We start from the raw sequence: 13,956 nt of genomic DNA on the forward strand, positions 1-13,956 counted from the left end.
AATTTCTAAATAACGTTATAATATAACATTGCATTTTTTTTGCAATCCTTTACGATAAACAGCTACATATTTTATTAGAATGTTTTTAAATACTTTTTATCGCATTAAAACATTATTTTATTTATGCCCTTTACCCTATCTCATGCTGTCCTTGCCCCACCCATTTCCTACCTGACTGGAAACCGGCTTCCGGTTGCCGCACTGGCAATTGGCTGCATGGTGCCAGACCTTTATCGTCTGTTTAGCCAAGATCATTCCAATAGCACTCATTTATGGTCCTCCCTGATTCATCCAAACTTGTGGATCGGGCTGGCTTTTTGTGCCATCTGGTATCTGATTTACCGGCCGGTGATCTACCGCTTTCTCGGTATCCGGCATGAACTGAATATCACCAGCCTCTTTGCAGCATTTAAGTTTTTTACAGGAGTCTGTCTGGCCGTGATGCTGGGTACAGCAACCCATCTGATTTGGGATGGTCTGACCCATGTGGATTTTCGTACCTTTGCCTTGCATGACCTTCTCAGTCAGCAGTTTCAGATTTTAGGACAAAGCTATCCCCTGCACCGCATTTTGCAGCTTGGGAGCTCGTTCGCAGCCCTGCCATTTATTGTATGGATGAGCCTGCATTATTATCGGTGCCATCGGCAATCCCTGGCCCTTAGCCACAAAATCAAAGTTTTTGCTTGGGGATTATTCGGCCTGTCGATCCTCACTGCCCTGTTCTCGGTCTGGGACTATATGCACTATATTCCTGATGAGGTGTGGCAATCTGAGCTGTATTATTTTACCGGCCGTTCCATCAATGAATTCAGTCAGGGCTTTTTGATGGTATTTAGCCTGGGCTGTTTACTGTTTTTATTTCTGGACCAGAATCGGCGTATGGGCTAATCAAATAGCCCACTTTCCGCTTATTCACTTTAAATTGTTGCTGTTTTTGTCTCAAGTTCTTGTGACTATATGCCCAAAGAGGCATAATTCAACATTCGAAAAAAGCGGTACGCTGTTTACGTATACGCTGACCTTAACCCATATAGTTGGATTTTTTACGCTATGATGCGAACTCATTACTGTGGCTCATTAACTGAAGCCCAAATTGACCAAACCGTAACATTATGCGGTTGGGTACACCGTCGCCGTGACCACGGTGGTGTTATCTTCCTTGACATGCGTGACCGTGACGGTCTTGTTCAAGTGGTTATCGATCCAGATACACCAGAAGCATTCTCAACTGCGGACAAGGCACGTTCTGAATTCGTATTAAAAATCACAGGTCGTGTACGTCGCCGTTATGAAGGCACAGAAAATGCCAACATGGTGAGTGGTCAAATCGAAGTTTTAGCAAAAGACATCGAAGTTCTTGCTACTTCTGAAACGCCTCCATTCCCATTGAATGATGAAAATACCAACATTTCTGAAGAAATCCGTTTGAAATATCGTTTCCTGGATATTCGCCGTCCAGAAATGTTAGATCGCCTACGTTTCCGTTCTAAATTGACCAACCTGATTCGTAACTACTTCGAAGAAAATGGTTTCTTAGACGTTGAAACTCCGATCTTGACCCGTGCTACTCCAGAAGGTGCTCGTGACTATTTAGTACCAAGTCGTGTTTCTAACGGTAGCTTCTACGCACTTCCACAATCCCCACAGCTGTTCAAACAGTTGTTGATGGTGGGTGGTATTGATCGTTACTATCAAATTGCTAAATGTTTCCGTGATGAAGACTTACGTGCTGACCGTCAGCCTGAATTCACCCAAATCGACGTTGAAACATCGTTCATGAGTGACGATGACATCATGGATTTGATGGAGCGTTTAACCGTTAAGATGTTCGATGAACTTCTTGGCGTGAAATTCGACAAATTCCAGCGCATGACCTATGCAGATGCAATGCGTGATTACGCATCTGACAAACCGGACTTGCGTATTCCTTTGAAACTGGTTGACGTTGCAGACATGATGCAAGACGTTGAGTTCAAAGTATTCGCAGGTCCTGCTAAAGACCCTAAAGGCCGTATTGTTGCGCTTCGCGTACCGGGTGCAGGTTCTCTTCCACGTAGCCAGATCGACGAATACACGAAATTCGTGGGTATCTACGGTGCCAAAGGCTTGGCTTATATTAAAGTCAACGAACTTGAAAAAGGCATTGAAGGTCTTCAATCTCCAATCGTGAAATTTATCGAGCCAATCGTGCTGGATCTGTTGAAACGTGTTGGTGCTGAAAATGGCGATATCGTGTTCTTCGGTGCGGACAAAGCCAAAGTTGTAAATGATGCAATGGGCGCTTTACGTATCAAGATCGGTCATGACATGAACATGGCGACTTGTGAGTGGGCTCCGCTTTGGGTTGTTGACTTCCCGATGTTCGAAGAAACTGATGATGGCAAATGGACTTCTGTTCACCACCCGTTCACACTACCAAAATCAAGTGTAGAAGAAGTGAAGAACAATCCAGGTCAAGCATTGTCTGTGGCTTATGATATGGTATTGAACGGTACCGAAATTGGTGGCGGTTCACTTCGTATCTATACGCTCGAGATGCAAAAAGCGATCTTTGAAGCGCTTGGCATTTCTGAAGAAGAAGCCGAAGAGAAATTCAGCTTCTTGCTCAATGCTTTGAAATTCGGTGCACCTCCGCACGGTGGTTTGGCATTCGGTCTAGACCGTCTTGTCATGCTGATGACAGGTTCATCTTCAATCCGTGACGTGATTGCATTCCCGAAAACCAAGACAGCTGAATGTCCGTTGACTCAAGCTCCTGCTCCAGTTGAAGGCAATCAATTACGTGATTTGGGTATTCGCTTACGTGAAAAACCAAAAGCTGAAACTAAACAAGAAGTTTAATGTTTTTCTAGTACAGTAATAAAAACCCTGCTCAGGCAGGGTTTTTTTATTAAATTGAGATTGGTTTCTGGTAATGGCATAATAATGCTGTTTTTCTATTATTGAGTTAAGCAAGCTATGGCTATGCGTCCCGCTGTTCGTAATCGTGGCATTATGTTGATTGTGTTTTCTGTTGTGCAGTGGCTATTTATGCGTTATATCCTGGCCAATGGCTTATTTAACATGGATACCAATGAACGCATTCTTTATTTTTGTGTAAGTAGTCTAGGTGGGGCCTTGCTTATTTTTGTCGGCTTGATTTATATGGTTTTAAAAGGCAATGCCGATAAACCTCAATAACTTATTTTATTAATCCACTGAATACCACCATGAGCTTCAGTGGTTTCTGTAATTTGTGTTTTCTTTATTTTGTTCTCAAGACTTTTAACTCCTACTCTGTAGTTTAGAAACGGCGCAGCATCATTGATGCGATAAAACTCTTTCCAAAATTTTCTTTTCATTCTCTATTTTTGGTTTTTTAGAGTTGCGCTGTCATGTATTTTCTATTTAAAGTTGTTGCCCTGCTGCCACTTTCAGTTTTGCAATTCATTGCTTTTTGGATTGCCCTTCTCCTTAATAGTCATAATTCTTCTATGAAGCGGATTACGCGGATCAATCTACAATTAGCTTATCCAGAATTGAACTCATCAGAACAAAAAACTCTGATCAGAAAAAGCTTAATTAGCCAATGTATGACTTATGTGGAATCCATTAAATGCTGGGGTATGTCGCCTGAATATAGTTTGAATCAGCTAAAAAATATTTATGGTGAACAGCACCTTACTCAAGCCTTAGCCAATAGTAAAGGCGTAATTGTGGTGATTGCCCATTTTGGCTGTTGGGAACTTTTAAATGCATGGCTGAATCTGCATACTTCTCCCATGATTATGTATAAACCCAACAAAAACAAAGCTGTCAATCGTTTTATGTTGCAAGCAAGACAACGATTAAATGCCACACTTGTCCCGACAGATGAAAATGGTGTGCGTGCAATCTTTAAGCACCTCAAGCAAGGTGGACTGACAGTCATTTTGCCAGATCATCTTCCTAAAGCATCCGGGGGTATCTATTCAAACTTCTTTAGGCAAAATACCTTATCGACGACACTGGTGTCAAAACTGGCCAATAAAACTCAATGCAATATCATTGGGCTTAGTTGTATACGGGATGAGATTTCCGGTTTCAGTGTCCACTGTTCAGTTTTGACAGATGACATCTTGTCGAATGATTTACAGACTTCAGTTGATAGCCTCAATCAAAATCTTGAAAGTATGATTAATGTTGCACCTGAGCAATATGTTTGGTCTTATAAACGGTTTAGAAACTGTTATGGAAACGTCAATCCTTATAAAATTTAAACGTGTATTTCTCTTTACATTAAATTAGATGATTAGACCGCTATAATGGAATAAATTGAGATTAGTAATTGCTAATGACATTCTAGTATTGAGTTAAGCAAGCTATGACTATGCATCCCGCTTTCGTAATCATGGTATTATGTTGATTGCATTTTCTATCGTAAAATAGCTTTTCATGCGGTACATTTTGGCAAATAATTTTTTTTTGCGCTCGCCAAAGAGTGTATTCTATATTTCTGCGTAAGTAGAATTGCTGGTGCTTTCGTAATTTTTGTTGGCTTGATTTATATTATCTTGAAAGGTAACCAGATAGGGAGTAAAAATTTCTTATCTGGCACATCTGAATAATTACAATTTTTATGAACTCTGATCAATGTATTCTGCTAATTCTTTGGTCCATAATTCATAATATGCTTTGTTTTTTCCATAAGAGTTGTTCAACAACACTGAATTACGTTCTAATAAGCATGTTAAAATATGACCATGTAATCTTGAGGTAATGACTTTTTCATAACCTGAAAAATCATTGATACATCTATAAACAAGTTCCCAACAGTGCTTGTACCAGACTTCAAAAATATAATTATCTATTTTTGAAATTTTAAACACTTTATTCAATTTTATGAGTCTTTTAAGCTTCTTTAATAAAATTTCGTCTTGATAACTAATAATATCGCACCAATCAATGCTCTTTGCTGCTTTCCCCAATAGTTCATTTTGATTTTCTATCTTCTCTGAATCCCTTCTTAAAAAATACAGTTCATCTTTTACCGCCTTTTGATTTGCTTTCAAACTACCATAAAGAAAATGAGCCATATCTGGCATCAAATAACTTTTTTCAGATATTGGCTTTATAATCTTTAAACTCGGTAAATCTCTCAAAAAAAAGATTAGATTTTCATGATCTTTTAGGATGTTTAAAGACAATTCTTGACTTTCTATATCTTCAAAAAAAATTGTCTGTGGTAAGAATATAATTCTGTTATCTGGAAAATTTTGAACGACTAACTCTCTCATTTTTTGATGATTTTGGTAAATATCACCAAAATTCCCACCTCCATGACATAATATGGTGGTATTTTTGGTTATATCTTTTTTGATTTTTTCAAGGCTAAAATTATTTATATTATAAAATTTCTTTACTCTAATATCATTCTTTCTAAGAAACTCAACACCGCCTAGAAAAATTAGTATGTCACCAACATTGTAATGAAAGGGATAGTCTAAATAGACAACATCATCTTTATCAGATATAAAGTACAAAATTTCAGACAGCTTTGACTTCAATCCATCCATTACTGCATTATTAACGCACACAAATTTCTCACTACAAATAAAATAATAATTTTTCTATTTTAGCAGTTTTAACTTCTTTAATCCTCCCCATAATATACGCGAAACATAGGTCATCAATAAAATCTTAAAATTGAGATTTTGAATAATAAAGGGATGGATTTCATCTATCCCTTTAATAAATAATATTAAATAAAGCGTGATACTAATTTTTCTGCAATATTAATAGCTTCACGAATTGTTACATCCATATCCATATAACTATAAGTACCTAAGCGGCCAGCAAAAGTAACATTTTCTTCATTATTTGCTTTAGATAAATATTTATTCAGAATTGTTTTATCATTCGCCAATCTTACTGGATAGTATGGAATATCTGCATCACGGCATTCAGAACTATATTCCTTAAAATAAATTGTCCGCTTATGTTCTTCCCAAGGCATAAAGTGTTTATGTTCTGTAATACGTGTATATGGAATATCTTCATCTCCATAATTTATAACAGCATTGCCTTGAAAATCGCCATAATCATAATACTTTTCGAACTTAAGTGTTCTATAGCTCAATTTACCTTCGGAATAGTTAAACCATTCATCTAGTTTTCCACTCCAAACTATATGATCAAATTGTGACTTCATGCTTTCATTAAAAGCACAATTTAACTCAACCTGAATATTTTCATGATTTAGAATGGAGTGGATAATTTCTGTATATCCATGTTCAGGAATTCCCTGATACTTATGTGAAAAATAATTATCATCATAGTTAAATCTAACAGGTAATCGCTTAAGAATACTAGCGGGGAGCTGTTTAGGATCTAATCCCCACTGTTTTACTGTATATCCTTTAAAAAAAGCCTCATATAAATCTACCCCAATAAACTTAAGAGCCTGTTCCTCAAAATTTTGAGGGTTTTCAATACTTGCGTCTCCAATCGACTCAATAAATTCTTTTGCTTCTTTCGGTGAAAAACTTTTATCATAAAATTGATTAATCGTATGTAAATTTACCGGTAAAGAAAAAACCTCTCCTTTCACAACTGATTTAACACGATTAACAAAGGGTTTAAACTCACCATGCTGATTTACATAATTCCAAACTTCTTCATCATCTGTATGAAATATATGTGGCCCATAGACATGTTCCATAATGTTTGTTTCTTTATCACGTTGTGTAAAACAATTTCCTGCAATGTGATTTCTCTGATCAATAACAAATACACGATGATTTGATTCAGCTAATTTTCTTGCAATGACAGCCCCTGTAAAACCAGAACCCACTATTAAAAATTTCATTTTTCCAACTCTAATTTATTTAAACCAAAATCAATTTTGAGATTCTCAAGCAATCTAGTATCACAACCGTAAAGATATAATTGCTTAAATTTTACATCTTCTGCCTCTTTATAATTTCCATTATTATCCAGCCCTCCAATACATCGTACTTTTTGAACAAGCTTGTATTTTTTCGCTATAATTTTTAATTCATCAGTAGGTGTTAATTCTTTGTTTTTTGAAAAAAATGATTTTTTTGAAATAATTTTTTTGCCCATGCCAGATCCAGCTGAACCTACAGGACGGGTATGAAATACTGAAACCTCATCAACAACTGCTATGTTAGCTTCTCTCCCCAGCATTTGTGGCCACAGGAAATCTAAACCCCAGCCTGATTTATTCTCTGAAAATGTCGGATAAATTTTTTCAAATGTTGATTTTGAAAAACAAGGGATCATAACTTCAACAAAGTTTGTTTTACGGTATTTAAAACTTGTATTCTGAAGCAATAAAGCCCATGAAAAATAGCTACGCGTATCTAAAGAAGGCTGAGCAATATCAAACTTATATAGATGAAATAAATCAAAAAATTTATTTAATGTCTGGACATCCGTGTCAATATCATCATCAGGAAGCCAAATCGCATCATATTCACGCCAGAAATCATTACCTTGAAAAAAGTCATTTAGTCCTTCCCATTTCGACCCTTTATATGGATGAAAAAATCTTAAATGCTCTAAATCGAATTTGGCCTCATTTCCAAAATAGCTGACAACAACATCATAGTTCGCATCTGGTGATATCCATTTTTCATGTAAAGAATTATCACCACATCGGACAACAATTAAATTTTTCATCACAAAACCAACTCACCCTCTTTTTACAGCTTTTTAAAGCTGTATGATTTTCAATTTATAATGGATACTTTTTATTGAAAAATTTCGCTAAATTATATCGCAGACTTGAACCGAATTTACTGACAGGAACATCACTTGAATCCGCACGCTCCGCTTCAATTGTACTGAAAGCTGGATTATTCACGTTAGGCTCAAGAACAGGATGATCCACAATAAATGCCATATAAATGCGTGAATCAGGGTATAAATCAGGAATATATCGCCAATCATCAGCAGCACGTAACTTTTGATGATATTGGATTAAAGCCTTAGCCATTGCCCGATCAACAATATAAGACACCGTATAACAAATACGATGATAAAAATCTGGATTTACTTCCAGAACTGGTGCTCGATGCAATGTGAATGATTTTATATCTCCACGAACCTTACGGCATTCCTTCATTTGAATACCACCGATGCTGAATAGAAACTGCGGTGCCAACTGCACTTGTTTTAATTCTTGCTCTAGCGATGCAGCATCGAAGTCATCTGGTAAAATGGCATCATCCTCAAGGACTAAAGCAAACTCATCATGTGATTGTAAAAATGCTTTTAGAGCTTCAATATGAGAAAGTGTACATCCCACCATACTAGGTGAAAGCGGTCTCGAACGCCCTTTCACCCCTAAATCAAAATATTGTTTTGCAGTCAGCTCACCGCCTTTAACGCCTACTTTGACATAAGCCAGTTGACCTTTTTTAAAAAAAGGCTGGCTTAGAAATTTCAAGAGCCGTGGAGACGTTTCTTCTTCAATACTGACGATGAATGTTTTCATAAAATCTACCGCTTTTACCCTCAGCGCATGATAACTAATGTAGAATTGGATAGATAGCCTTTAATGTTTACTTACTTTTATCATGCGCACAATTTTAAAGAAATGGTATAAATTTCAACAAAATCAACAAGCCAAAAAGTTTGATTCTCATTGGTACATGCGCTTTGGCTGGCTTGATCAACCCTTAAAAAGCCAGGAACAGTTACATGGTTTATTTGAAATCCATTCACCTGAAAAATTCACCTTTGCAGACTGTTTTTATGTACAGGAAAATAATCGTCATTATATCTTCTTTGAAGAAGTGAATGATATCCATCCTGTTGGTTTTCTATCCGTATTGGAAATTTTCAAAGATGGATGCTATACAGAACCACAGACCATTTTAAAACTGGATTATCACCTGTCTTATCCATGCGTATTTAAGGTCGAAAATGACTGGTATATGATTCCTGAAACCAGTGCCAATAAAACCATCGAACTGTGGAAATGTACCGAGTTTCCTTTGAAATGGGAAAAACATTCCAATATTTTAGAAGGGATTGATGCCGTCGATAGCACACCTTTTTACCATGAAGGCATGTGGTACCTGTTTACCTCAACACGCAGAAACTGTAAAAAGTTTGGGGACCGTTTAGACCTGTTCTTTACCGAAAATATTCTCAACCCAGACTGGCAAGAACACCCGCAAAACCCGGTGTGCAAAGGCCAGCAACAGTTTCGCATGGCAGGCAAGCCTTTTATTTACAACGCCAAACTGGTTCGCCCAAGCCAGGATTCGCTCAAACGCTATGGTGGCAACATTGAACTGAAAGAAATTATTCAACTGAGCCCGACGGTTTATCAAGAGCAACTTTTAGAAGTGGTTTTGCCAGACTGGAAGAGCGAGGATGATGGCTGCCACACCATTAATGTCGAAAATAACTTTGTGGTCCTGGATGCCATTCGTTTATCCGCTAAACAATAATCAAGCCTTCAGCAAATGCTCATAAATATTGAGCGTTTGCTGTGTCATTGCAGCCACCGTCAATTCTGCTTTGGCTTTGGCAAATAAAGGCTGAAAATCATGTTGGGCATGTGCATTTAACGCATTTTGAATGGCCTGTTGTAATCCCTGTACGTCGCCAATGTCAGCCAGATAGGCTTCAGGCAACCATTCAATCACCCCATTGACCTTCGTTGCAGCCATGGCTTTATCGGCTTGCAAGGCTTCTACCATGACCAAGGGAAAGCCTTCCCTGTCGGATGAAAGCACCACGACATCGGCCAACTGCACCAGGTCACGTGCATCGGTTCGAAAGCCTAAAAATGCAACCCGGTTTTGCATATTCAAGTCTATAACTTGCTGTTCAAGTGTCTGCCGTAATGAACCATCGCCAACGATATACACGTTGGCATCAACATCCTGCATGGCCTGAATCAATAATGCAATATTTTTGACGGGTTCTAAACGGCCAATGCACATCACATTTTTTTTACCCGCATCCAAGCCAGGAAACTGCTGATCAATGTCTGTTTTTAATGCCTGCTTTTGTGCATCTGTCAGGCTGGGCTGCACATATACGCCATTATAAACAATATGCGCTTTTTCTGGAGGAATGCCTTTGGTCAGCGCTTTGCTGACTGCAATCACTGCATCTCCCACCAGATAAGCAGATTTATTCTTTTTCGTACCGTGAACCGTCGTTACCACTTTGACTGGTTTCAGCCAGCTCTTAATTTTAGAAACCAGTTCAGCCGCCTTGCCTGCCTGGGCATGCACAATGTCCGGCTGAATTTGATTGATTAAGCTTTTCAACTGCCAGAGCAGGAAAATATTCCAGCGGCTACGGGCAAAATCTAGCGGATGAAAATGCACATGCTCATTAAACTTTTCTGCATAACACGGATGCGCAATCATATGCACCTCATGCTGCAATGACATTTCGTTGGCCAGGTTAAACGTATGCTGTTCTAGGCCACCGACACCGCCACTGGTCGCCAGAACCTGAACAATCTTCATGTCTTGTCCCGTTTATTCTTGGACGCATTTTGATACTGTTCAAACAGCTTGGCTTCTTTTAAAAAAGCATAAAATGCATTGATCATGCTATTCACAAAACCGCGCCAGCCATTTAGGCAACTACGGCGGATAAAATAGGATTTTAAAAAAGTCACAGGCATGACCAGACTCAATTTTAACAAGCTTGGCTTTTTGCCTTTTTGAAATTTTTCAGCAGCTTTCAAATTGGAATACTGGTTGTTTTTTTCCACTTTAACGAAGATGCTAGATTCGCCATAGTGGTAAATATCGCCTTCAGCACGCACGCTCTGACCATCCACAATCACATTTTCATGGACTTTATTTTCCAGGTCGTAATGTCCTTTGCTTTTGCGAAAAAAGCGCACTTTGGCATGCTTTTTCGTGTGCTTGCTGTTCGGCACGCCCAAGAAGACATCATTAATAGGTGTAATTAAGGCATCAATCTGACTGGCCTGAATGGACTGTTCAATTTCTTTTTTCAACTCGGGTGACAAAACTTCATCGCCATCCAGGTTCAGCACCCAATCATATTGACACTGTGCCAGAGCCAGGCTTTTTTGTCCGGCATAACCCTGCCAGTCTTGGTGCGAAATACGCACATTAGGAAATGACTGGGCAATAGCATAAGTAGTATCGGTACTGCCCGAATCCAGAATAATCACTTCAGCAAAATCACGCACACTGTTTAAAGTAGCTTCAAGCCATGCGCCGCAATTTAAAGTGACGATATAAACACTACATGGAATACTCATAATTTATAACGTCCTTTGGCTAAGGCAATACGCATTTGCAAGGCATTCATGGCCCCGTGTGTACTGACACGAGGAATATTAAATTGATTTTCTGCGGTATAGGCTTCGATTTTTTTACGGGTAGATACTGCATTTTTAAAGCCAATTTCTTTGGCCATTTGCTGATGCTTTTCATTAAAACGGCCAAAGGGATAAGCAAAACTTGGACAGCGCCCCACCAGCTTTTCGACATCCTGTTTGGAAGCCTGCATTTCTGCAAAAGCTTGTTCATCGGACAGTTTCAGCAAATTGACATGATGCTGTGTATGCGCACCAAACTCGATAACACCCGAATCAGACATTTCTCGAATCTGTTCTGGACTGAGCTTTTCAATGCCTTCAATTTGTGTCGCCAGGAAAATGGTCGCCTTGGCATGATATTTTTTCAGCAAAGGATAGGCATATTGATAATTATCTAAAAAACCATCATCAAAGGATAATGCCACGATATTCTTTTGCCCTTGAAACTGGTCCAGTTCCGAAACAAAACAGAAGGTAGACTGCTTTTTCGTTAGATATTGCAGCAGTTGCTCAAACTTGGCCGGTGGCATATTCATGCCAGAAGCTTCTGCATGTGGCGTCACCTGGTGCAGCATGACTATTCTTGGCAAACTGGCACGACGAAATGGCAGCCAAAAGGTATAATTTCCCAATAGATATAAAACCGCCGCAAAGGCGACGAGACCCAGAACCACATACAGTAACCACATTATGCATATACCTCATGCGACCATTCATAAGCTTCAGTCAAAGGCTGATCAAAAGTCACTTCCAGCATAAACTGGGTAATTCGTTGCGCATTAAAACTATTGCGTGTTTTTTGCCAACCCGCTTCCGCTATACGTTTTGCCTGAGCAGGATGCTCTGCATAAAACTTGATTTTTTCAGCCAGATCAAACTGGTCATCAAAGTAAACGATTTCTTGATCAGTATAAAGTTTGTCGAAGCCCGGAATTCGTGGGCTAAATGTTAACAAACCATTGCCTGTGAGCTGCACAATCCGGTCCGAACTATAAAGCGTGACATCATTTTTACGTGAATAATTCAGTCCCATACGCGATTCAGACAATACTTTGTAATAGCCTTTCCCATACACGCCCGGCTGTTCAAAACAGCCATAATACTGATATTGAATATGATTATTCTTTAAAGTGTCAGCCAAATCTTTAAGGAATTTTTCACGTTCCGGCTCTTTATACACCACGCCACAGAAAATAAATTCCTTATCAATATTGCTTGATTCAAACTGTTTTAATTGTTCTACATTACGATGTCCCACATTGGGCATATAAACCACTTTTAAATGCGGCTGCTTGAGTTTTTTCAGATACTCACCACCCGTGGTGCAGAAAATGGCATCTAGATAGGGTGAAAATTCACGTACAAAACTGAGTTTCTGTTCCAGATACAGGGGGTCAACATACCAGAAAGCTATTTTGGTTTGAGGATAACGCTGCTTGATTTCTTTGAGCACATTTGGACTCATCAAGTCACTATGTCCCACCAAAACCAGGTCCGGTTCAATATTATCCACAATTTTTAGAATTTCTTTATTGGCCCAGTTCGCACCGAGTTTTTTGGTTTTGAACACTGTCCCCATACGCGCCATATCGCGAAAACTGAAATCATAAACAAAATGACCATTTTCAATTAATCCCGCTGAAATTTTGCGGTCTGTACAGTAAAAATGCGCGCCTTGTTTATTAAAGCCAAAATTCGCAATATGTAAAATTTTCATGAAGAAACAACTCTATGTTTTCAATAATATATCAGCAACTCGGGTTGCTTCATTCAGTTTTAAATTCAATAGATTGTGATGTGGTTTATCTGACGATGTCGATAAAAGCTGATCCAACAACGTGGTAATTCTATCAGATTTCAAACGGTCTATCGTAATTATCCCTACCTTACAACCGGCTGTTAAAGCCTCGAAAATCATGGAAACACTGTCTTCCGTGACCCAAACTGCTTCTGCTTGTTGCATCTGTTCAAAGATCCAGCCTTGCGGCGTGTCTTCCACCGGGAAAATCTGTAGCTGGCTTGCATAAGGCTGAGCTGATAAATGTCCAAGAAATTCTTTGGGGGTACGACGTGAAGTGGTTAAAATAATTTCAGCTTGTGGATGGTGCTGCACAATATTCTGAATCGCCTCTAGTACCTTCTTCTCATTCCACTGATGACGTTTGGATGAGCCACCTAAAGCAACCAAGGTCCGATTGGCTTGATGGCGCTGTTCATTGACAATCGGGTTTAAAGCGCCTTGGGTGGTAATGACATGCGTGGATTCAGGTACGCCATCATGTTCAGGAATGATGGCATGGTCAAACCAGGCAAACGGAAAATTCGGTTTCATTAAAATAACCGTTTTCGCCTGCGGATATACTTTTCCCAGCAGCAAAACCCGTGATTGGGTATGACTGCCCACTCCAAAAATATAATCCGGCTTTTTTTCAAACAGTGCCAATTGACGGCTCAACATGCCTTTTAACAGCATGAAAACTGGCAATTGCTGAATGGAGATTTCCTGAAAGGTCACTTCGATATTGCTTATGCGTTGCATAGCTTTATATAAACCGACTGCTTGCGAACGGTGTCCCGCTTTACCATCACTGACGTAGACAATATGCATAGAGAAAAATCCTCACAAGTGCTGCTTGAATGGCTGG

The 13,956-nt window shown here is 39.0% G+C and carries 14 protein-coding genes; 5 read left to right on the forward strand and 9 right to left on the reverse strand.

Annotation, left to right across the window (positions count from 1 at the left end; translation table 11 throughout):
* Positions 1-123 precede the first annotated feature (123 nt).
* From FTT87_RS03630 to FTT87_RS03645, 4 genes are all read left to right on the forward strand, one after another.
* Positions 124-888 (forward strand): DUF4184 family protein, encoded by a 765-nt coding sequence (locus FTT87_RS03630; protein ID WP_086197525.1) that lies wholly within the window; start codon positions 124-126, stop codon positions 886-888.
* 162 nt (positions 889-1,050) lie between these two features.
* Positions 1,051-2,841: an aspartate--tRNA ligase gene (aspS, locus tag FTT87_RS03635; RefSeq protein WP_180174399.1), complete on the forward strand. Its 1,791-nt coding sequence runs from the start codon at positions 1,051-1,053 to the stop codon at positions 2,839-2,841.
* Between the two features lie 117 nt (positions 2,842-2,958).
* Entirely contained in the window at positions 2,959-3,180 is a 222-nt protein-coding gene (locus FTT87_RS03640; protein WP_131274343.1) for a hypothetical protein, read from the forward strand.
* Positions 3,181-3,374: 194 nt separating this feature from the next.
* Positions 3,375-4,238: a lysophospholipid acyltransferase family protein gene (locus tag FTT87_RS03645; RefSeq protein WP_180174400.1), complete on the forward strand. Its 864-nt coding sequence runs from the start codon at positions 3,375-3,377 to the stop codon at positions 4,236-4,238.
* A gap of 357 nt (positions 4,239-4,595) precedes the next feature.
* On the opposite strand, the gene FTT87_RS03650 is transcribed toward FTT87_RS03645, so the two are convergent.
* The 4 genes from FTT87_RS03650 to FTT87_RS03665 all read right to left on the reverse strand — a co-directional run bounded on the left by FTT87_RS03650 (position 4,596) and on the right by FTT87_RS03665 (position 8,479).
* Complete coding sequence (locus FTT87_RS03650; protein WP_180174401.1) at positions 4,596-5,555, reverse strand: polysaccharide pyruvyl transferase family protein; 960 nt, start codon at positions 5,553-5,555, stop codon at positions 4,596-4,598.
* Between the two features lie 164 nt (positions 5,556-5,719).
* Entirely contained in the window at positions 5,720-6,826 is a 1,107-nt protein-coding gene (gene glf / locus FTT87_RS03655) for a UDP-galactopyranose mutase (RefSeq protein ID WP_180174402.1), read from the reverse strand.
* Positions 6,823-7,662, reverse strand: a complete 840-nt coding sequence (locus FTT87_RS03660) for a DUF707 domain-containing protein (RefSeq protein ID WP_180174403.1) — start codon at positions 7,660-7,662, stop codon at positions 6,823-6,825. Before FTT87_RS03660 ends, glf begins: the two co-directional genes overlap by 4 nt.
* A 55-nt stretch (positions 7,663-7,717) precedes the next feature.
* Entirely contained in the window at positions 7,718-8,479 is a 762-nt protein-coding gene (locus tag FTT87_RS03665) for a glycosyltransferase family 25 protein (protein WP_180174404.1), read from the reverse strand.
* A gap of 82 nt (positions 8,480-8,561) precedes the next feature.
* Here FTT87_RS03665 and FTT87_RS03670 point away from each other — a divergent pair, with 82 nt between their 5' ends.
* On the forward strand, positions 8,562-9,443 hold the full coding sequence (locus FTT87_RS03670; RefSeq protein ID WP_180174405.1) for a hypothetical protein: 882 nt from the start codon (positions 8,562-8,564) through the stop codon (positions 9,441-9,443).
* Here FTT87_RS03670 and FTT87_RS03675 read toward each other — a convergent pair whose 3' ends face one another.
* From FTT87_RS03675 to FTT87_RS03695, 5 genes are read right to left on the reverse strand one after another with little or no spacing between them, the layout of a single operon-like run.
* Positions 9,444-10,478 carry a glycosyltransferase gene (locus tag FTT87_RS03675; RefSeq protein ID WP_180174406.1) on the reverse strand — a complete coding sequence of 345 codons (1,035 nt, stop codon included), beginning with the start codon at positions 10,476-10,478 and terminating at the stop codon, positions 9,444-9,446.
* Positions 10,475-11,254 (reverse strand): glycosyltransferase family 2 protein, encoded by a 780-nt coding sequence (locus tag FTT87_RS03680; RefSeq protein WP_180174440.1) that lies wholly within the window; start codon positions 11,252-11,254, stop codon positions 10,475-10,477. The genes FTT87_RS03675 and FTT87_RS03680 overlap by 4 nt, the downstream gene beginning before the upstream one ends.
* A complete protein-coding gene (locus tag FTT87_RS03685) occupies positions 11,248-12,003 on the reverse strand; it encodes a polysaccharide deacetylase family protein (RefSeq protein ID WP_213031973.1) in 756 nt (251 codons plus the stop codon). Before FTT87_RS03685 ends, FTT87_RS03680 begins: the two co-directional genes overlap by 7 nt.
* Positions 12,000-13,028 (reverse strand): glycosyltransferase, encoded by a 1,029-nt coding sequence (locus FTT87_RS03690; protein WP_092820324.1) that lies wholly within the window; start codon positions 13,026-13,028, stop codon positions 12,000-12,002. The genes FTT87_RS03685 and FTT87_RS03690 overlap by 4 nt, the downstream gene beginning before the upstream one ends.
* 12 nt (positions 13,029-13,040) lie before the next feature.
* Complete coding sequence (locus FTT87_RS03695) at positions 13,041-13,919, reverse strand: mitochondrial fission ELM1 family protein (protein WP_180174407.1); 879 nt, start codon at positions 13,917-13,919, stop codon at positions 13,041-13,043.
* Between the last annotated feature and the right edge of the window lie 37 nt (positions 13,920-13,956).

It is taken from the genome of Acinetobacter sp. YH01022, assembly GCF_013420235.1.
In the GTDB taxonomy this organism is placed as follows: domain Bacteria; phylum Pseudomonadota; class Gammaproteobacteria; order Pseudomonadales; family Moraxellaceae; genus Acinetobacter.

What these genes read in the sequence shown, in the direction of transcription:
- FTT87_RS03695 (WP_180174407.1), bottom strand. Translation starts at nt 13,919, where the DNA reads ATGCATATTGTCTACGTCAGTGATGGTAAAGCGGGACACCGTTCGCAA.
- FTT87_RS03630 (WP_086197525.1), top strand. Translation starts at nt 124, where the DNA reads ATGCCCTTTACCCTATCTCATGCTGTCCTTGCCCCACCCATTTCCTAC.
- glf (WP_180174402.1), bottom strand. Translation starts at nt 6,826, where the DNA reads ATGAAATTTTTAATAGTGGGTTCTGGTTTTACAGGGGCTGTCATTGCA.
- FTT87_RS03665 (WP_180174404.1), bottom strand. Translation starts at nt 8,479, where the DNA reads ATGAAAACATTCATCGTCAGTATTGAAGAAGAAACGTCTCCACGGCTC.
- aspS (WP_180174399.1), top strand. Translation starts at nt 1,051, where the DNA reads ATGATGCGAACTCATTACTGTGGCTCATTAACTGAAGCCCAAATTGAC.
- FTT87_RS03660 (WP_180174403.1), bottom strand. Translation starts at nt 7,662, where the DNA reads ATGAAAAATTTAATTGTTGTCCGATGTGGTGATAATTCTTTACATGAA.
- FTT87_RS03640 (WP_131274343.1), top strand. Translation starts at nt 2,959, where the DNA reads ATGGCTATGCGTCCCGCTGTTCGTAATCGTGGCATTATGTTGATTGTG.
- FTT87_RS03675 (WP_180174406.1), bottom strand. Translation starts at nt 10,478, where the DNA reads ATGAAGATTGTTCAGGTTCTGGCGACCAGTGGCGGTGTCGGTGGCCTA.
- FTT87_RS03645 (WP_180174400.1), top strand. Translation starts at nt 3,375, where the DNA reads ATGTATTTTCTATTTAAAGTTGTTGCCCTGCTGCCACTTTCAGTTTTG.
- FTT87_RS03690 (WP_092820324.1), bottom strand. Translation starts at nt 13,028, where the DNA reads ATGAAAATTTTACATATTGCGAATTTTGGCTTTAATAAACAAGGCGCG.
- FTT87_RS03670 (WP_180174405.1), top strand. Translation starts at nt 8,562, where the DNA reads ATGCGCACAATTTTAAAGAAATGGTATAAATTTCAACAAAATCAACAA.